Genomic DNA, 19,129 nt, shown 5'->3' with positions numbered 1-19,129 from the left:
CTGCCGGGGAGAAGCGGGCACAAACAGATCAGACTGAACCGAAATTAAAAGAAAAACCAACCAGGAAAGACATATGAATTCCGATATCCGTGTCCGATTTGCACCATCACCAACAGGACTGCTCCATATTGGAGGTCTGCGAACCGCACTGTACAACTACCTTTTCGCCCGCCGGCATGGCGGAACGTTCATACTGCGCATCGAAGACACCGATCAGGCTCGATATGTTGAGGAAGCGGAACAGGATATTCTGGAAAGTCTTGCCTGGGCGGGTTTGCATCCGGACGAAGGACCGGTTGTAATAAGTGAAGATGAAAAGTCCTCAGACGCCGATGCTGCCGGGGGAAAACCGAGGAAAATTTCAAAAATTGAATATGATGCAGGCGAAGCCGGCAGTGAAGGAAGTGCGGTTGACGGAGATCAGCAATCCGGGAAAACGACAGAAAGCACGGAAAACGGAACCCGCAAGGCTAATGCGCAGACTGAGTATAAAGGAACATTCGGGCCTTACCATCAAAGCAAGCGCCGCGAACGCTATGCCGAAATTGCCAGGCAGCTTGTGGATGCCGGTCATGCCTACTATGCATTCGACACCGTCGGGCAGATTGAAAAAATGCGCGAGCGCCTGAGAACCGCTGACAATCCGGTGCCGAAATATGATGCACAAACACGTATGGAGATGCGCAACAGTTTGACCATGGATGCCCGGCAGATGCAGGAGATGATTGAGGAAGGAGCTGAGTATGTGGTGCGGCTGAAAATACCGGCAGGAGAAACCATCCGGTTTGATGACCTTGTGCGCGGACCGGTTTCATTTGAGTCCGATGGACTTGACGATCAGGTACTGCTGAAGGCCGATGGTCTGCCGACCTATCACCTCGCAAATGTGGTCGATGATCACGAAATGGCTGTCTCACATGTTATTCGCGGTGAAGAGTGGCTCAGCTCGGCTCCAAAGCACATCCTGTTGTACCGGTATCTTGGCTGGGAACCGCCTTCCATGGCTCACCTGCCGCTCATCATGTCACCAAGCGGCGGCAAATTGTCCAAGCGCAAAGCCGAAGAAGAGGGTATCCCCGTAAATGTCCGTGATTACCGGCGTGAGCGGTATGAGCGCGATGCCGTGGTCAACTTCCTGGCTTTGCTGGGATGGAGTCCCGGTGAGGATCGTGAGGAAATGACACTGGAGGAAATGACTTCGGAGTTTTCCCTGGACAGGGTGGGCAAAAGCGGCGCCATATTCGATTTTAAAAAACTGCTCTGGTTCAATGAGCACTATATGCGCCGACGCAGTGATGAAGAACTGGCCGGGGAACTGGAAATGATCATTCAGGAGCGGGGGCTGCCCGGTGCGGAGAGTGATGTGAAGAAGTTGTCCCCGCAGCAGCAGGCACTCATCGAAGACAAGGATTTTCTGACCGGAATGGTGAGCCTGCTTAAGGAGCGGGTTTCGCGGCTCCCTGAATTCCTGGATGCCGGACGTTTCTTTTTTGAGCCGCCTGCCGAATATGATGAAAAAGCGGTCAAAAAAGGATGGAAAGAGGGTACGGCAGACCGGGTCGCCAGATATCGCGACCGGATTTCCGCACTGGACTCGGCTTCATTCAAGGCCGCGGAGCTGAAATCGATTCTGTCTGAAGTCATTGAGGAAGAAGGTGTCGGCTTCGGCAAGCTGATGATGCCGCTTCGCATTGCCGTTACAGGCTCGGGGTCCGGGCCCGATCTTTTCGGGGCGCTGGAGCTGCTGGGGCAGGAGGAGGTGGTCCGCAGACTCGATACCGCCATTGACAAGCTTGGATGAATTCGTGCTGCAGCTGCGGTTATTCGCCTTCCGGAATTTTGCCGGATGCGTTACTGATGAATTATTAGTAGCTTGCACGAATGAATAAGACCATTTATACTTGCGGCACGGTTGATTTATGAGGTTTCACAAACGAAGCTTCACTGCAACATCCACCAAAACTACCCCTGAGATTATGTTTCTGCCCCGGAAAAAGATGACTATCTCAAACGCTGCCGGAACGTTGCTCATTTTTCTGATGACGACACTTCCGGTGGCATCCCTGTCCCAGAATGCGGCTGATTACATGCCTGGGGCATATCCGGCCGAGAGCCGGTTTGATCAAACCATAACCGATCCTGATGATCAGTCTCAGGATGACGGCCTCGATGTAATCATTCGTCTGCTATCTCTGGATGAGCAGTCACCGGACCACATACGCTATGATCTCGACCGGCGCGAAGAAGGAGCCGATCCGTTCCCCTATAACTTCAATGCCCATGGCGATACTCTGTACACCACGCTGGAGGGGCTTGTCGACCTGAGTTTTTTTGATGAGTTTGGCCTTGATATTGACCTGGATGCCCGGCTGGATGTCATGCGGTTGTCAGCGGGAATCGGACAGGGGTGGCTCATGACCGAGCAGGAAGTAACAATACCGGTTCCGGAAGAGATCAAAGATGAAGTGCCGGCGGTGTCTGATTCGATGGATGTGACGCTGAGGGTATCCAACCAGCGGCAAGATGACGAGCTGCTGGAACTGCCTTACGGAGATCTGGAAGTGGTGACATTTCGTCCGTCTTTATCCATAGATGTAACTGTTTATGTCGAGTTTTTTGGTCAGAAAACGCCCTTTACATTTGACTTGCTGGATGATTACGGGATTACGTTCCAGTTTGCAACGGGTTATGGCCTCGTCAGGGAAAAATCAGAGCCGGAAATCATCGAATTCCGGGACAACGATCTGGAAATTGAGATGGAATTCGCACAAATCGAAGGCCGTGAGATTGTGCTGAAATCATTTGATGACAGCAGAGATACATCGGCCGGAGCGGACAATCAGGAGGCGGAGGCTGAAAAGCCGGGTATGATCACGCTGAATGCCAATTTTCCGAATCCGTTCAACGCAGCCACAACGCTTTCTTTTGAACTTTTTGAGCCCGGATCGGTGGATGTCCGGATTTATGACCAGCAGGGAAGGCTGGTCGATATACCAGTTTCCGGCCGCTCCATGAGCGCAGGCAAACATGCCATCCGTTATCAGGCTGACAATCTCTCCAGTGGTGCGTATATTTACCGCATTCAATTCACCGCCGAAAGGGAATCCCGGACCGTCTCCCCGGGCGGGCAATTCATGCTGATTAAATAATTCTGACCATCCAAACCCGGCCTGTCACTGAGCATCGAATGGCTGAATGCCCAGCAGGGCCGCCCTCCCGGCGGTCAAACCGGACCTTTGCGTCTTTTCTGGCGGTATCTGTGCTGCTCCTGTCCTTTATACCGCTGCAGGCAGATACACCGGAAGAGGATTGCGAGGATTTTACTTTTGACAATATAGAGGAAGTTGAGAGTGTTCCGGATTGCAGTGAGCCGGAAGAAGAAGCAGAAGCAGAAGCAGAGCCGGAATCTGAATCAGAGTTTGAATCAGAGCCGGGGTCTGAGTCAGGATCAGATTCAGAGCAGGGATTCGTGCCAGGCTCAGACACAGAACAAGAGGCATTAACGGAAACCGGTCAGGATCAGGATACGGCTGACTTTGTAAGTCCCGACGATCTGGAACTGGATGTTTCTGTTGAAGACCGCGAATTCGACCGGTCCGCTATTGAAGATGAAACAGATCGCCAGGAAGATGCAGATAAGGGGATAACTGGAAAAGCGGATGAAAGTGCTGGCTGGATAAGCATCCTGCCGCCCGTGATTGCGATCGTCATAGCGCTGACGCTCCGGCAGGTGCTGCTGGCGTTGTTTCTCGGCGTCTGGATGGGCGCCTGGCTCGTTTCCGGAGCATCCCTGCCTGCCGTATTCACGACATTCTTCACATCAGTAAGCGAATATATTATTCCCTCCGTTGCCGATGCCGATCACGTCAGCATTCTGGTTTTCAGCCTGCTGATCGGCGGCATGGTCGGCATCATCGGGGCCAACGGCGGGACCCGCGGCATCGTCCATGCCATCACCAGGCTGATAACTACGCGCCGCAGGGCACAGCTGTCGACAACCGGACTGGGCTACGCCGTTTTCTTTGACGATTATGCCAATACGATGGTCGTCGGAAGCACCATGCGTCCGCTGACCGACCAGCTGCGCATATCACGCGCGAAACTTGCCTATCTGGTTGACTCTACCGCGGCTCCGGTTGCCATCATTGCCGTGATATCCACCTGGATCGGAGCCGTGGTCGGCTACATCCGGGAAGCGGAATCTGCAATCCCGGGTTTTACGGAAGCCGCCTATCTCATTTTCCTGAACTCGCTGCCCTACAATTTTTACGCGTTCCTGGCCATCATTTTTGTTGCCGTCATCGCATACAGCGGACGTGATTTCGGTCCGATGCGCAGAGTGGAGCAGGAGGCCGCCGACGGCAGGGACTCATCACAGGTTAAAGACCAGGAGGATGAGAAACCTGCTGATGCAGCAGATAACGGCGCCTCCGGCCGGGTCTCCCACTGGATGAACGCAGCAATCCCGATACTCGGACTCATCATCGCAACCATGGCCGGACTCTGGGTGACCGGTGAGGGTGATACGCTGCAGGAGATTGCTGGAACATCCGACTCCTATGCCGCCTTGGTCTGGGGATCCGTTTTCTCCCTGTTTCTTGCATCGGTACTGACGGTCAGCCAGCGGCTGCTGACCATCGAACAGATGTTCAAAGGCATGTTCAGGGGCATGCACCTGATGTTCGAAGGGTTGATTATTCTTGTGCTTGCCTGGTCGCTGGGCATGGTCACCCAGCAGCTGGATACGGCAGGGTTTCTGGTATCGCTCCTGGAAGGAATTCTGAGTCCGTACTGGGTACCCGTTATCATTTTCATCCTTGCAGGTGTTACGAGTTTTGCAACAGGGTCAAGCTGGGGTACGATGGGTATTCTGATGCCACTGGTGCTTCCGCTGACCTGGTCGCTTGGCGATACGGCCGGACTTGATTCTGCAGCAACACAGACGCTCATTTACAGCAGCGTCAGCGCCGTACTCGCCGGTGCAGTCTGGGGCGACCACTGTTCTCCGATTTCCGATACGACCATCCTCAGTTCCCTTGCCTGTCACTGCGATCACGTGACACATGTCAACACGCAGCTTCCGTATGCGCTGGTTGTCGGCGGACTCAGCGTTCTGGCGATGATCGCATCCGCGGTAATCGGATTGCCGGTCTGGATGATCTATCCTCTGGCGATGGCAGTTATGGTTGGTATAGTATACCGTTTTGGAAAGCCCGTGCGGTTCGGGGAGGGGTAATTGATACTTTTTAAAATTATACGGGTGACGTATACTTGATGATTCCATCGAAATTAACCATGCGAAGTTATGAGTAAAGGAAGTGCTGCCGGCTGGCTGACCCGGTTCCGGGCTCCGAATACCATCATTCTTATACTTGGCTTGTTGTGCTTTTTTGCTGCACTGACCTGGGTTATACCGGGAGGGGCCTATGAGCGCGTGGAGAAAGAGGGACGAGAGGTCGTGGATCCGGGCTCATTTGAGCGGGTGGAGTCCGAGCCCGCCGGTATCATTGAACTGCTGATGGCGCCGATCAACGGGTTTACCGACTCCTTCGCCATCCTCATTATCACCTTCATTTTCATTGTTGCCGGAGCCTTTTCCATCATCCAGAAAACAGGCGCCTTCGCCCGCGGAATTCAAAAGGCAGCCATTCTGTTCAACCGCAACGATTTCCTGCGGCCGTTCTTCATACCCGTGTTCATTATCATTTTTTCGGTCATGGGAAGTGTATTCGGGATGTCGGAGGAAGTGATCATATTTATTCCGCTTTTTGTACCGCTTGCACTGGCACTGGGATATGACTCGATTGTGGGCGTTTCGGTGCCGTTCATCGGGGCCAGTGCGGGATTTGCCGGTGCTGTGGTCAATCCCTTTACGGTGGGTGTGGCGCAGGGTTTGGCTGAGATTCCGTTATTGTCGGGATGGGAATTTCGTATTCTGCTGTGGCTTGCAACTACCGCTGTTGCTATCTGGATTGTCAGCTCTTACGGATGGCGCATTCATCGTGACCCTGCGAAATCCCCGGTATATGAACTGGACAAAAGCCGTGACGAAGAGCTGACGGCCAATGAGGAGGACAACGAACCGTTTACCTGGAATCAGCTGTCCATTTTGATTGTGTTTGCGGCCGGCATCGTGCTGCTGATATACGGTGCTACAAGTCTGGACTGGTACATTGCCGAAATGGCGGCACTGTTCTTTGCGCTCGGGGTGATATCTGCCGTACTTGGCGGCCTCTCCGGCAATGAAGCGGCAAATGCATTCATTGAGGGCATGAAGGATGTACTTGGAGCGGTAGTCGTTATCGCGCTTTCCCGTTCAATTTTATTGCTCATTACAGATGCACAAATTATTGACACTATTTTGTATGGCATGTCCAATGCCATTGCAGGCTGGCATCCGGTGGTATCCGCTGAAATTATGCTGATCGTGCAGTCGGTGATCAATTTTGTGGTCCCCAGCGGCAGCGGTCAGGCGGCGCTGACCATTCCGATAATGGCTCCTCTCGGGGATCTGGTTGGCGTGACACGTCAGACGGTCGTTCTTGTGTTTCAGATGGGTGACGGAATCACAAATATGATCATACCGACATCCGGGGTCACCATGGCGGTTCTCGGGATGGCAAAAGTACCGTGGAGCACATGGGCGGCATGGCTGGCACCGCGGCTGCTCTGGTTCTATCTGGTAGCCGTGATTGCCATTGCAATTGCCGTGTTTACGGGCTACTCGTGATCCCCCTGTCGCTGGAACGTACATCACTCCGGAATGTGCAGTACACAGGGTCGTGCCGCACTCCGAAACATGCAGTACTCCGGAATATGCCGCAGGAACACTGTTATCAGTTGAGATGCAGTTCTTCGGCTTGTTTTTCCTCTCTGCTGCTGCTTTGTGCCTTGCTGCTGCCGCGAAGTTCCGACTCACCTATTTTCTTTCGTGTGATCAGCTGTGAGCCGCCCCGGAAAGTGATGTAATACCAGACCCATTCGCCCATTACACGGAAACGGTTCCGGAAGCCGATCAGAAAGAACACATGCACCAGCGACCAGAGTATCCACGCGAAAAAGCCGCTGAATTTTTGTCCGCCGATTTCGGCAACAGCCTTTGCCCGTCCGATGGTTGCCATGCTCCCTTTGTCAAAGTAAGAGAAGGGTTCACGAGAACCGCCTTTCAGATCCGATATGATGTTGCGGGCGGCATGCTCTCCCTGCTGTATAGCACCCGGAGCAATGCCCGGAGTCTCGCGCCCTTCGCTGTCAATATGCATGGCAGCATCACCGATCACAAAAACGGACGGGTGGCCGGGTACCGACAAATCCTGATCCACATGCAGGCGTCCGTCCTTCTCAAGCGGAACATCAAGGGTACGCAGCAGTGGTGATGCCGCATTTCCGGCCGCCCAGATGACATTGTCGGTTGCAATGTTACGGAGTTTATCTTCACCGGCTACCCTGACAGCCACACCATCATCATCAATTCCGGTAACCATGCTGTTAAGCCAGACGGTGACTCCCATGCGCTCAAGGTCACGGACTGCGCGTTCGCCAAGTGTTTCGTCATACATGCCGAGAATCCGTGACTGTCCCTCGACGAGATGAATTTCCAGCAGGCCGGGATCGGCATTCCGGTAATCTTCCCTTACAGCCCTGGAGGCAATTTCGGCAATTGCGCCGGCAACCTCTACTCCGGTCGGACCGCCGCCAACCACAACAAAGGTTTCGTATTTTTTTCTCCTCTGTTCGTTGTGTTCCCGCTCGGCCTTCTCGAAGGAGAGCAGAATATTTTCACGAATATCAAGGGCATCAGAAAGCGTTTTGAGTCCGGGCGCCTTTTCTTCCCAGTGATCATTTCCGAAATAGGAATGCCGGGCGCCCGGGGCCAGTACGAGGTAGTCGAAAGAAAGCTCCTGGTCTTTGTCCATCCGGACAACTTTGCGCTCTTTGTCAACCCGGGTTACCTCGCCCATCAGTACGTTCACATTTCGGTCATTTTTGAATATGGTGCGTGCCGGAATGGCAATATCACCGGGAGCCAGAGCTGCCGTGGCAACCTGGTAAAGAAGCGGCTGAAACAAATGGTGGTTGGTCTTGTCGATCAGGGTGATGTCAACCTGCTTTTTTTTAAGCTTTTGGACCGCTTTGAGACCGCCGAAACCGGCGCCAACGACGATAATTCTTTTTCTTTTTTCTTTATCCTGGGTATGCATGGTGGGTATATCTGGAGGGTTTACCTGGAGAAGATGACAGGTAGGTGACGGAAATCGGAGTTGCTATCAGTCGGGGATGAAAATCGGTGACAATTCGCAGGTCGCATATTATGCCCTCAAAACAAAACCACGGGCTGCAGCATTCATGTAGAGCCCGATTTTGTTATACTATTTCTTGTGCTAAACAGTTAGATTATTTTCTGTTATTATTTACCGGAATTGCATTTCTTGTAAATTGAACGTAATCGTCAGAAATGAAGGCTTGATGCGTTATCTGAGCGTGCTGCTGTTCTTATTGTTGGGTTTTGTTGATGCCTGTCCCTCATATTCCGCCGGTTGGGACGACCTGGCTAGCGGAAACAGGTATCATTTGTACCAGTCCGATCAGGATGCATCTGAAAAACAAAGCGTTGCCCGGTTTTCAGGAGGCAGGTTTCCCGTGTCGATGCAGGCCAACGGTGACCAGCCCGGGCGTGTGTGGAACATTGATTTCGAGGGGAATGAAACGTACTCCGGAATGACAATCAGGAGAATTATCGGCCTCGAAGCTCCATCATTTTTCCGGAAACTCAGGTTCTGGAACCGATCCGGTTTTGATTTCGATGAAACCGAGCTGCGCCGCGATGTGATCCGCATCCAGCGGTACTATCAGCGGCGGGGGTTTCCTAAGGTAGATGTTGACTCCCGAGTGGAACAGGGCCGGAGGGACTGGTCACGAACCGTGATTTTTGAAATTGATGAAGGTAAACCGACAATCATCGACACAGTGCGGTACGAAATCGACGCTGATGCCGAAACGGTGGAATATTTGCAGAATCACCGGGTTTTTGAACGCGCGATGAAACGCAATGACATGCAGGAGGGACGACGGTATCAGCTGATCCAACACAGTGATGTCGAAGGGCATTTCCAGTCGGTGCTGAGAAACATGGGATTTGCCCATGCCAATACGTTTGTCACAGCCAATGTAGATACCACCGGCCTGCATGCCGATGTGCTTGTCACTATCACCCCGGGTCCGATATCCTATTTCGGTGACGTTAACATCGATGGCAATGAAACCGTATCCGCCGATCTTGTACGGCGTCAATCCGGTCTCAAGACCGGCGAGCAGTACAGCTCCCGAAAACTGAGAAACGCTCAGCAGGAGATATTCGGACATCCGCTTTTCCGTTTTGCGACCGTGAACATGCCGGCTCAATCCCGGGACTCCATAGTTGACATCAATGTCAGGGTCAGAGAGCACGCACTGCGAAGCCTCAGAGTTCAGGGAGGCATCGGCATTGAGGAGATTGCCAGGATCGGTGTTTCCTGGCAGCATCGCAACCCGCTTGGCAACGCCCACAACTTCAGCGTGACCACCCGGGCTTCTTTTCTTGAACAGCGAGTAAGCATGGACTACTTCATTCCGTATGTGTTCAATCCGAAAAGCAGGATCAATATTTCCCCTTTCGGTCAAAGACTTGACGAACGAGGTTATCTGCTGCTCAGGGGAGGTCTCAATAACAGCTTTATATATCAAGTCAGCAGAGAAACAGCCGGAACCGTTTCCTACGAGTTTACACGCAACCGGGAACAGATTTACAATCCGGATGTTGATCTGCCGGAAGACGAACAGCGTTATAACATATCTGCTCTCAAGCTTTCCGGCTACCACAACCAGCTTGAGATTGAACGGTACCAGGGCTGGGTGGTTCGTCCGCATGCCGAGTTTTCAGGTTTTCTGGGTACGGGCTCCTTGCGCTATAACCGCTACAAGCTGGATATAAGACGATATCTCGATATCGGCGAAGGTACCCAGTTCGCCATCCGGAATGAAGGCGGACTGATCACCAATGCCAGTGTGGATGACCTGCCATCGAATGTCCGGTTTTATACCGGCGGCACCAGCTCGGTTCGGGGCTGGCAGCGGAGGGAACTTGGCCCCAAACGGGCAGTTCTGGATGACGAAGGCAATTTCAAAGAATATGTTCCTGCCGGCGGAAAGGCGATGTACAATATTAACCTGGAGCTCAGACAGGATTTGGGAATGATCATACGGCGGTTCGGAATGGCGGTCTTCCTGGACGGCGGTGCGGTCTGGGAGGATTCTGAAGATATTAATGCCGGTGATCTTCAGTTCGGTTTGGGCGGTGGTTTCAGGTACAACTCTCCGATCGGACCGATCCGTATTGACCTGGCAAGAAAGCTGAATCCGACCGACGAGGATCTCAATATATACAACGGTGAAGATTTTGGCCGGTCTTTTGACCGGTGGGGGATACATTTCAGTATCGGACAGGCGTTTTAATAACATACTCATGACGGAATCAAAGGAAACTCATAGTGCGAAAAAACGCCGTAAATGGCCATGGATCACGCTTTTGGTGGTTTTGATCCTGCTGGGCGGGTTGCGACTTGCGCTGCGGTCGGACCTGCTGCTGGATTATCTGCGAAACGAGATCGAGGAAAGAGCTTCTGAAACGCTCGATGCCGAACTGCGGATCGGCCGGCTGGAAGGCGACCTCTGGTCGCATCTGAATATCCTGCAGGTTTCGCTTCACGAGCCCGGAGAAGGAGGCCCTGAGTCCGGCGTTGCGGCCATTGATTCGATTCATATTTCGTGGTCATTGGCGGATGTGATATTCCGCCGGCCGCTGGAAGTCAGAAAAGTGCATATTCACGGGGTTCAGGCCGATCTGCGGCAGGATGAGTATGGCAACTGGAATATCCTTGCCCTTTTGCCCGAAGCTGATGAAGCTGCACCGGATGAACCTGATGATGATGCGTTTGAATTTATTTTGAGTGATGTCCGCCTCACGGCATCTGAAATTGCAATCGATGCTCGCGCGGTTCTGCCGGACGAGCCGGTGAGCATCCGCGATCTGCAGCTTGTGTCCAGCCTCGGCCGGGATGAACGCGGTTTTTTTGTCGATATCGGAAAACTGGACTTGTCACTGCATGAATCGCGCATGGAGGAGCCGGTAAAGCTTCGTTCGAAAGCATCCTGGGACGGCCGGCGTATCACGCTCGACCGCCTGCTTGTCACCAGTGCCTACACATTGCTGGAGACATCCGGAACCTACGACACCATCACCTCATCTGTGGATCTGGAAACGCTGTTGGATCCGCTTTCATGGCAGGAGGCGGAGTCCTACTTCGATGCATATCCGATCCGGCAGGATCTGGATATACGGGTCCGTCTCGGTGGTTCCCGGCAGGATCTGCAGGCCGGGATTACGATTCATGCGCCCGGACTTGAGGACCTGCAGATTGATACCAGATGGTCGGTTTTGCAGGAACCTGTCCTTACGGGAGTTTCGATGAGTTCGGGACGGGTTGATGCTGCGACGCTGACGGGGGATGATACGCTGGATGCCGCCATTGGCGGGATGTCGTTGCATCTTGAAGGATCTGTTCCGGTCCCTGAGTGGGATCGTGTGAGTGTTACCGGAAATCTGAATGTGCAGGATATTGCCTTTGACGGTCATGGTTTGAGCGGGCTGGAAATGGGATTTAATGCGGGTGAAGGAGTATTGGAGACGGATCTGGCCTTGTATAAAAGCGGGGAGTCGTTTGCAGCGAATCTTCAGGCAAACCGGTGGTGGGATGAGGAGATTTCCTGGAAGGTCTCGTGGCGGGGAGAGGCACTCGATCCGGCTCACTGGTCGGGAATGGACCGGCTTGCCGGCGTGATCTCGCTGGAGGGGTGGGCGTCCGGAAACGGATTGCAGCCGGGAGAGGAGCCATGGATGGCCGGGTTGACCATCAGCCAGCTGGAATTGCTTGACATGCCCGAACTGACGACCGAAATCACTGCGGAGGTAACAGCCGACACCCTCGATGTGATTGCGCTCACAAAAACGGCCGGTGCAGAAATCGACCTGTCTGCCAACTTGCTGTGGCAGCGCGATATCCCGCAATATTCAGCGGAAGCCGGTTTCCGGAATCTCGATGCCAGCGCTTTTCCGGGGCTCGAAATGCTGCCGACGCATCTGAACGGGGTGGTTTCTGCGAATGGAGAAGGTTTCGATCCCGAAACCATGGTGCTCAATGCCGATGTTCTGCTTCGTGAATCCGAAATTAACCGGCAGTCCATTGATTCCATAAAGGTCGATATGCTGCTTGAAAATGGCATTGCATATGTCAACCATGCGTTTTTAAAAAGTGCCCCTGCCGTAGCAGAACTGACAATGCGGCAAAATCTCTTTAATTTCAGAGATGTGGAAAACCGGCTCGATTTTGACCTTGAACTCCTTGATCTTCGGGGATTTGCCGGGCTCGCAGGAGTTGACAGTCTGCAGGCTATGGGTAACATGAGCGGCAATATTCAAGCCGATACGCTTGGCAATCTGGAGCTTTCGTCGAAGCTGGATCTGCACAGCCTGCAATATGATACCATCCGGGTGGAGCGCATGGAGGGTGATGCCAAAGCAGATATTGCCAGAGAAACTTCCTACAATGCCGATCTTGTGATTCGTTCTCCTTCCATTGGCGATCGGTCGATACGCGATATTTCGGTTGTCACTGAGGGTAATGTCGGCGAACAGGCCGTTTCAGGATCCTATAATTTCGAATTCAATGTTGAAAATGAAAGCGGATTCAGCAAACGGGCGGATTACCTGGTGGCAGATTCGGTCTTGATACATACGCGCGAAATGCAGTTTGTTGATCCTGCAGGAATTTACCGGCTTCAACAGCCTTTCAATGTGGTGTTCGCCGATGAACGGGTTCAGGTTGAGACTATCAGCCTGGTGTCTGATCGGGAATCTGAACTATCTATGGCACTCGACAAGAAGCCTGATGAGCCCTGGAGTGGCTTTTTTGCCGCCGACAGTGTGGATCTCGGACAGATTCAGTATGTCTTCCTTAACGATCCGCTGTTTGAAGCCCTGTTCACCGGGCGCATTGAGTTTCTTTTCGGCGAAGATCAGCTTGAAGCCGATGCCTATGCCGATGTGACCTCATTCAAGCGGGATCACATCGAACTTGATTCAATGAGATTTGCCCTGAACATTGCCAATCAGCGACTGGCTACGGATGCATCGGTATGGCACGCGGGGCAGAATCTGATGCGGTCTGAATTTAACCTGCCATTCGAACCCCGCGATCCCGATCAGCTTGGCGATGCATTTTTTGAGGAAGAAATCAGCGGATACCTGCGGGTCGATCCTCTCGATTTGATGCAGTTTGAGGAAATGCTCTCTGGTCTTGGCCTTGATGGCATGAGAGGCGATTTCTCACTGCAGACCACACTGTCCGGATCAGCAGGAAGCCCCGAAATGTATGGCGAACTGCAACTCAGTGAAGGAGCGCTGTCCGGTGTGGCTGTGGACACCTTGCTTTTGTCCTGGGATTATGATCACGCCCATCAGAACCTCGAACTGATATCCCGGGTACACTCTCTCGGACAAAAAGCCGCCGATATCAGCGGCCGCGTCCCCCTTCACCTGGACTTCAGAACTCTCGAATTTGACGGTCCAAAAAGCGATGACCCGCTCGATATATCCATTTACACCAGTGAATTTAATCTGGCGGCATTCAACGATTTTCTGGAGCGGGATCAACTGCGGAATCTTGAGGGCCGGCTTGATGCGGACATCAGAATTGCCGGCGTTTTTGACGCACCTGAAATGGATGGCAGCCTGAATCTTTCTGCGGGACAGATCCGTGTGGTTCCGAATGAAGTTACCTTTCGACGAATCCGGCTTGATGCCCTGTTTGAGCAGGGCCGGATTAATCTGGAACGTCTGGCTGTTCAGAGCAGCGGTTCGTTCAATGGCCGTGGGCATATTGACATGGACGGATTGGTCCCGCAGGATCTGGATCTGCGTTTCAACGCCACAAATTTCCGCGTATTCAATACGCGGGATATTGAGATATTTACAGGACTCGATCTGCGCCTTGACGGATCCCTTCAAGAGCCCCGTCTTGCCGGTGATGTGCGCTGGGAGCGCGGAACCCTTTACCTGGATGATTTCGGCGAGCGGGAGATCGAGGAGGTAATACTCGATGAAGAAGATCGTGATATTCCCGAGGGACCGGATTTTTTTGAACGACTGGCCATGGAGGTCAACTTTAGTGTAGATCGCAATGCCTTTGTCCGGACGCGCCGGGATCCGGAACTGAATCTTGCATTGCGTGGTGAAGTGGATCTTGTCAAAGCACCGTTTGACGAGGTTCAGCTTTTTGGGGACATGGGGATCAGTTCGGGCCATGTAACCACTTTCAACAAACGGTTTCGACTGGAACGCGGGGATGTCACATTCAGCGGGGATCCGGCCAATCCGGCGCTTGATATCCGCACTCTTTATCAGCCGCGACAGCAGTATGAGGAAATCAACATTTATTATGTAATCACCGGGACGCTGTCTGACCCGGAGTTCGAATACGAAAGCGAGCCTGAAATGGAGCTTCAGGATATCATCAGTTATACGCTGTTCGGCAGGCCGTTTCATGCCCTGGCTGGATGGGAACAGACGGTATCGGGCCGGTCGGATGGCAGCCTGGCGACAAATATTGCCGTCGATGTCTTGCTGGATCGCATTGAGACCCTTGCTGCGGATCGGCTCGGAATCGATGTTATAGAAATAGAGAATAGCCGGCGTGGCGGTGGCGGGACCACAATCAAGGCGGGGAAATTTATATCCGATCGCATATTTATTGCATTTTTGCAGGAGCTTGGAGGGACAGATGCCGGCCGGCAGGTGCTCATTGAATACCTGATCACCAGAAATCTGGAGCTGGTGATTACGGCCGGGGATGATTACCGCAGCGGCGTGGATATGATGTGGCGCTATGACTATTGAGAAAAGTGCGGTTTCCGTTACATTTTTCATAATCAAATGGAAATGATTGGGACGGCATAATTCCGTATTTTTCATAGCTGTTTCAAACAGTGTCTGCAAAATATCAGACAGGGATGCAGAAAAAGAAGCAGGCGGTTACACAGTAAGGTTGATATCAGATCATGAAAGTGGCAGAATTCAGGTAGGAATGTCAGAAAAGAAAAAATACCCGGAAGAAAAGGAGAATATCTCCGATTATCGCAAACAAATTGACCAGCTGGACAAGCAGCTGATCCGGACTTTGGCCGAGCGGCACAGTGTGGTCCGGGAGGTGTTTGCCAACAAGATTGAAGACGATGACACCATCCGCGATGTACATCGTGAGGATGCTTTGCTGAAGAAAGTGCGTGAAATGGCGCTTGAGGAGGGTATTGACCCTTACTTCACCGAGCAGCTATTCCGGGAGATCATTTATCAGTCGGTCCGGTTCCAAAGCCATTCCCTGCTTGATCACCAGAACAACAAGCTGGATGTACGCACCATTTCGGTGTCCTATCAGGGAACCCGCGGAGCTTACAGTCACCAGGCAGCAATGCGGCACTTCTCGGAGCGGTATGACGATGTCCGCTGCGTGGGTTTCAAGACGTTTGAGCAGGCTGCGATTGCCGTGGAAGAGGGCGAGACCGATGTTGCAATTCTGCCGATTGAAAATACCACGGCAGGTTCTATCAACGACACGTATGACCTCCTGGCAGAGAAAGAACTTCACATAATCGGAGAAGAGATCCTCAGGGTGAACCACTGCCTGATGACTTGTGAGCCGGCGCCGCTTTCATCGGTCCGTCGAATTCTTTCCCATCCCCAGGCCATATCCCAGTGCAGCCGTTTTCTGGCTGAAATGACACACTGCCGTATTGAACCGTACACCGATACGGCAATGGCGGCTCAAAAGGTCATGGAAGACGGTGATCCGACCCAGGCAGCCATAGCAAGTACTTACGCAGCCGAGCTGTATGACCTGGATATCATTGCAAAGGACCTGGCCAACCAGCCTGGTAATTATACCCGTTTTGTGATTGTTTCGCGGGATCCGGTGGTGTGCGATCCGCAGATTCCGACCAAAACGTCCCTGTTGCTTGCCACGGTGCATGAAAAAGGAGCACTGCTTCAGTGTCTGAAAGTACTGGACCGGTACGGAATCAACATGACCAAGCTTGAGTCACGTCCGCGTATCGGCAAACCCTGGCAGTATCTGTTTTATGTAGATCTCGAGGGTAACAAGGAGGAGTCCGGTATGAAAAAAGCCCTGAAGGAAATAGAAAACAAGGCTGCGCATTTCAAAATCCTTGGCTGTTATCCCAGTCAGGTTGAAGAATAGCAGTGCCCGGCGATGCCGGGAATTGTGTAGCAGTGCACAAATTATTATCTTTATAATTCTTCAGAAAACAACCTTTAGATTTGGTTGCAGAAGAAGTGGTTATCTGAGCCGGTGTTATTCACCGGCGATTAAAGTTCGGGGCGTGGCGCAGTCCGGTAGCGCACTTGCATGGGGTGCAAGGGGTCGCAGGTTCAAATCCTGTCGCCCCGACGAAAAAGGTCTTCATATGATAAATGTGGAGGCCTTTTTTTTCTAATAGTGGTCTGGTCATTTACATCTGAGATTGTGTGCGGCATCCAATGTAAGTAAGTATTGCATTGGGATGTCAATCTGTACACGCCACCGATCTTAATTGCATCTTCTAGTAGAATTATACCAGTGACAGGTTCGTTTCTGTTGCGGATGATTACGAAACAGTGAGAGAACTTTACTGCCTTATTGCTCACGAAACAACTCACCTTTGGTGGCAATCATTCTGCCAATCCCCTTTGTCCGGATAACTTACTGAATGAGTTATTTGCTCACAATCTGCGTAATGAAGAAGAAGTGGATATGAGAGCTGGTATTCAATCCGTATCTGCCATCAGGTGACTCCGGAAATATTTAATGCTAACATTGTGAAGGATTCTAAACTCTAGCCTTTTTGCAATTCTCGAACGTAATTGAACCTGATACAAAGTGTTAGTCGGATCCTGAAACCTCTTTCCCTGAAATTCGGTAAAAGTTATAATGAATTCAGAAGGTAACTCTAAAAACTTCTAACCGGATGTAATTATGAGATCTAAACCAACACTGATATACCGAATTATGGCCTGGATTGGGATGGCCGTCATTGCTGTAATTTTCATCAGTTTATTAGTCTGGTTGTTCCAGGCGCTTTCTGAAGATGTTCCCTCTAACACCATTGTCGAACTGAATCTGGATCAGTCCGTTATGGAAACTGTACCGGGTGACCCGGTAGGCCGGGCATTAACCGGAGAGGGAATCGACATCAAAACCATTGTGGATGGTTTGGAACAGGCAAAACATGATGACCGGGTTTCCGGTCTCCTGGTACGGGTTAGCGGAAATACCATGAATATCGGACAAGCTGAGGAAATCAGGGAAGCGGTGACATCTTTCCGCGAATCAGGCAAGCCGGCTTATCTTTACTCTGAAACTTTCGGTCAAGTGGAAAATGCTACTTACTCCTACTATCTTGCAACGGCATTTGACCGAATATTCATGCAGCCGGGAGGAGATGTCAATCTGGTGGGATTGCGAAGTGAGCAGTTTTTTCTTGGTGATTTTTTCAGGAAACATGGCATTGAGGTGGATTATGATCACCGTTATGAGTACAAAAGTGCCAAAGATATGCTTACAGAATCGGAATTTACGGAGCCTTTCCGGGAAGCGAACGAAGCAATAATAAATTCGCAATATGCACATCTAACTGAAGCTATAGCTGAGGGACGGAAGATTGACACGGATCAGGCCCGGAAGGTGGTTGATGAGGGCCCATGGTACGGTCACCTTACTCTTGACCACGGACTTGTGGACAGCCTGATCTACAGGGATGAGATTTTTGCATTGATGCGGGACGAACTTGGTGATGATGCCGAGTTCTTATACCTTGAAAACTACTATGGCGAGGCCGGCAGTTATTGGGATAACGGAGCCAAAGTAGCATTAATCCAGGGAGAAGGTGCTATAGTTGGTGGTGAAAGCCGGTATGATCCGATAATGATGCAACCGGTAATGGGTTCCGAAACACTGGCACGAGCATTTCGTTCTGCGGTGGAAGATGAGGTGGATGCAATTATTTTCCGGATTGAGAGTCCCGGAGGTGCTCCATGGGCATCAGAAGCCGTACGACGGGAAATTCATCAGGCAAGAGAACAGGGCATTCCGGTCATTGCCACCATGGGAAACGTTGCCGGTTCCGGAGGATACTATCTGGCTATGGGAGCCAATAAAATTGTAGCGCAACCTTCAACAATCACGGCATCAATCGGAGTGGTCCATGGAAAATTTGTGACCAGCGAACTGCTGAAAGATTTCGGTATTAATCCCGATCATGTCAGCACCTCACCAAGTTCCGATTACTTTGCCGCTTCTGAACCCTATAACGAACATCAGCGCGAGCGACAAAGTGATTGGCTGGACTACAACTACGAACAATTTGTGGAAAGAGTGGCCGATGACAGGGGCATGAGCTTTGACGAAGTTCATGAAGTTGGCAAAGGCCGCATTTGGACTGGTTCGGATGCACGGGATCTGGGGTTAATTGATGCGTTGGGAGGTTATCACACTGCCCTTAATCTTGTCCGGGAGGAAGCCGGGATCGACCCTGATACCGATATAGAACTGAAGAACTATCCTCCCCCTCCCGGCTTTTGGGATTTTATTACCGGCGAAGGACCGGACCGCAGTGAAAAACTGTTAATAGCTGAAACCTGGCGAGGTGTTCATCAGCAACTGGTTCCTGTTATTCAAGTTGCCAGGGTTGCCGGTATTTTGGAGCCATATCATTTGTATGAGATGCCGCGATAAGGAACCTTTTTGTGATGTAAAAAAACATAGAACAGCAAGTTGAGATCATCCCGGGATCCGGGTATTTGGATATCTTGGATTTCGGGGGATTGAGTAGCTTCAGATAAAGAAGGGACCCGAGGCTCAACCGGAGTTCTGAGTTGTTCGCGGTTTTCATTCAATGCAAGTTGCTTCAGTAAATAAACCCTGTCCATTGGTGATTTCCGTATTTACCTTAATTTAGAATCACATCCATCACAAAAATACTGAGC

General features: G+C 51.7%; 9 protein-coding genes and 1 tRNA gene. 9 read left to right on the top strand and 1 reads right to left on the bottom strand.

All coding sequences use genetic code 11. The features are described from left to right. Window positions 1–73: 73 nt before the first annotated feature. The 4 genes from gltX (at window position 74) to NATSA_RS08945 (ending at window position 6,730) form a co-directional block, all read left to right on the top strand. On the top strand, window positions 74–1,801 hold the full coding sequence (gene gltX / locus NATSA_RS08960; RefSeq protein WP_210511831.1) for a glutamate--tRNA ligase: 1,728 nt from the start codon (window positions 74–76) through the stop codon (window positions 1,799–1,801). Window positions 1,802–1,997: 196 nt separating this feature from the next. Further along, window positions 1,998–3,149, top strand: coding sequence for a T9SS type A sorting domain-containing protein (locus NATSA_RS08955; protein WP_210511829.1), 1,152 nt, complete (start codon window positions 1,998–2,000; stop codon window positions 3,147–3,149). A 38-nt stretch (window positions 3,150–3,187) separates the two neighbouring features. Then, the gene (locus NATSA_RS08950) at window positions 3,188–5,236 is read left to right on the top strand and encodes a Na+/H+ antiporter NhaC family protein (RefSeq protein ID WP_210511827.1); all 2,049 of its coding nucleotides are present in this window, start codon (window positions 3,188–3,190) and stop codon (window positions 5,234–5,236) included. A 69-nt stretch (window positions 5,237–5,305) separates the two neighbouring features. Then, window positions 5,306–6,730 carry a YfcC family protein gene (locus NATSA_RS08945; RefSeq protein ID WP_210511825.1) on the top strand — a complete coding sequence of 475 codons (1,425 nt, stop codon included), beginning with the start codon at window positions 5,306–5,308 and terminating at the stop codon, window positions 6,728–6,730. Window positions 6,731–6,836: 106 nt separating this feature from the next. Here the strand turns inward: NATSA_RS08945 and NATSA_RS08940 are convergent, their stop codons facing one another. Continuing rightward, window positions 6,837–8,201 carry an NAD(P)/FAD-dependent oxidoreductase gene (locus NATSA_RS08940; RefSeq protein ID WP_210511823.1) on the bottom strand — a complete coding sequence of 455 codons (1,365 nt, stop codon included), beginning with the start codon at window positions 8,199–8,201 and terminating at the stop codon, window positions 6,837–6,839. 235 nt (window positions 8,202–8,436) lie between these two features. Between NATSA_RS08940 and NATSA_RS08935 the strand changes: the two genes are divergently transcribed. From NATSA_RS08935 to NATSA_RS08915, 5 genes are all read left to right on the top strand, one after another. Then, window positions 8,437–10,491, top strand: coding sequence for a BamA/OMP85 family outer membrane protein (locus NATSA_RS08935; protein ID WP_210511821.1), 2,055 nt, complete (start codon window positions 8,437–8,439; stop codon window positions 10,489–10,491). Window positions 10,492–10,501: 10 nt separating this feature from the next. Continuing rightward, on the top strand, window positions 10,502–14,989 hold the full coding sequence (locus tag NATSA_RS08930; protein ID WP_210511820.1) for a translocation/assembly module TamB domain-containing protein: 4,488 nt from the start codon (window positions 10,502–10,504) through the stop codon (window positions 14,987–14,989). Window positions 14,990–15,176: 187 nt separating this feature from the next. After that, window positions 15,177–16,346 carry a prephenate dehydratase gene (gene pheA, locus NATSA_RS08925; protein ID WP_210511818.1) on the top strand — a complete coding sequence of 390 codons (1,170 nt, stop codon included), beginning with the start codon at window positions 15,177–15,179 and terminating at the stop codon, window positions 16,344–16,346. Window positions 16,347–16,482: 136 nt separating this feature from the next. Further along, window positions 16,483–16,556 (top strand) — tRNA-Pro (locus NATSA_RS08920). A 564-nt stretch (window positions 16,557–17,120) separates the two neighbouring features. After that, window positions 17,121–18,878, top strand: a complete 1,758-nt coding sequence (locus tag NATSA_RS08915; protein WP_210511816.1) for a S49 family peptidase — start codon at window positions 17,121–17,123, stop codon at window positions 18,876–18,878. Window positions 18,879–19,129: the final 251 nt, after the last annotated feature.

Origin of the sequence: Natronogracilivirga saccharolytica (assembly GCF_017921895.1) — a bacterium.
In the GTDB taxonomy this organism is placed as follows: Bacteria; Bacteroidota; Rhodothermia; order Balneolales; family Natronogracilivirgulaceae; genus Natronogracilivirga; species Natronogracilivirga saccharolytica.
Note: the sequence above shows the minus strand (reverse complement) of the source record. Positions and strands in the feature narration are given on the sequence as shown.

Bases quoted from the DNA above. Each gene is read 5' to 3' on its own strand.
- NATSA_RS08930 (WP_210511820.1), top strand. From the start codon at position 10,502: ATGACGGAATCAAAGGAAACTCATAGTGCGAAAAAACGCCGTAAATGG.
- pheA (WP_210511818.1), top strand. From the start codon at position 15,177: ATGTCAGAAAAGAAAAAATACCCGGAAGAAAAGGAGAATATCTCCGAT.
- NATSA_RS08955 (WP_210511829.1), top strand. From the start codon at position 1,998: ATGACTATCTCAAACGCTGCCGGAACGTTGCTCATTTTTCTGATGACG.
- NATSA_RS08940 (WP_210511823.1), bottom strand. From the start codon at position 8,201: ATGCATACCCAGGATAAAGAAAAAAGAAAAAGAATTATCGTCGTTGGC.
- NATSA_RS08945 (WP_210511825.1), top strand. From the start codon at position 5,306: ATGAGTAAAGGAAGTGCTGCCGGCTGGCTGACCCGGTTCCGGGCTCCG.
- gltX (WP_210511831.1), top strand. From the start codon at position 74: ATGAATTCCGATATCCGTGTCCGATTTGCACCATCACCAACAGGACTG.
- NATSA_RS08915 (WP_210511816.1), top strand. From the start codon at position 17,121: ATGAGATCTAAACCAACACTGATATACCGAATTATGGCCTGGATTGGG.
- NATSA_RS08950 (WP_210511827.1), top strand. From the start codon at position 3,188: ATGGCTGAATGCCCAGCAGGGCCGCCCTCCCGGCGGTCAAACCGGACC.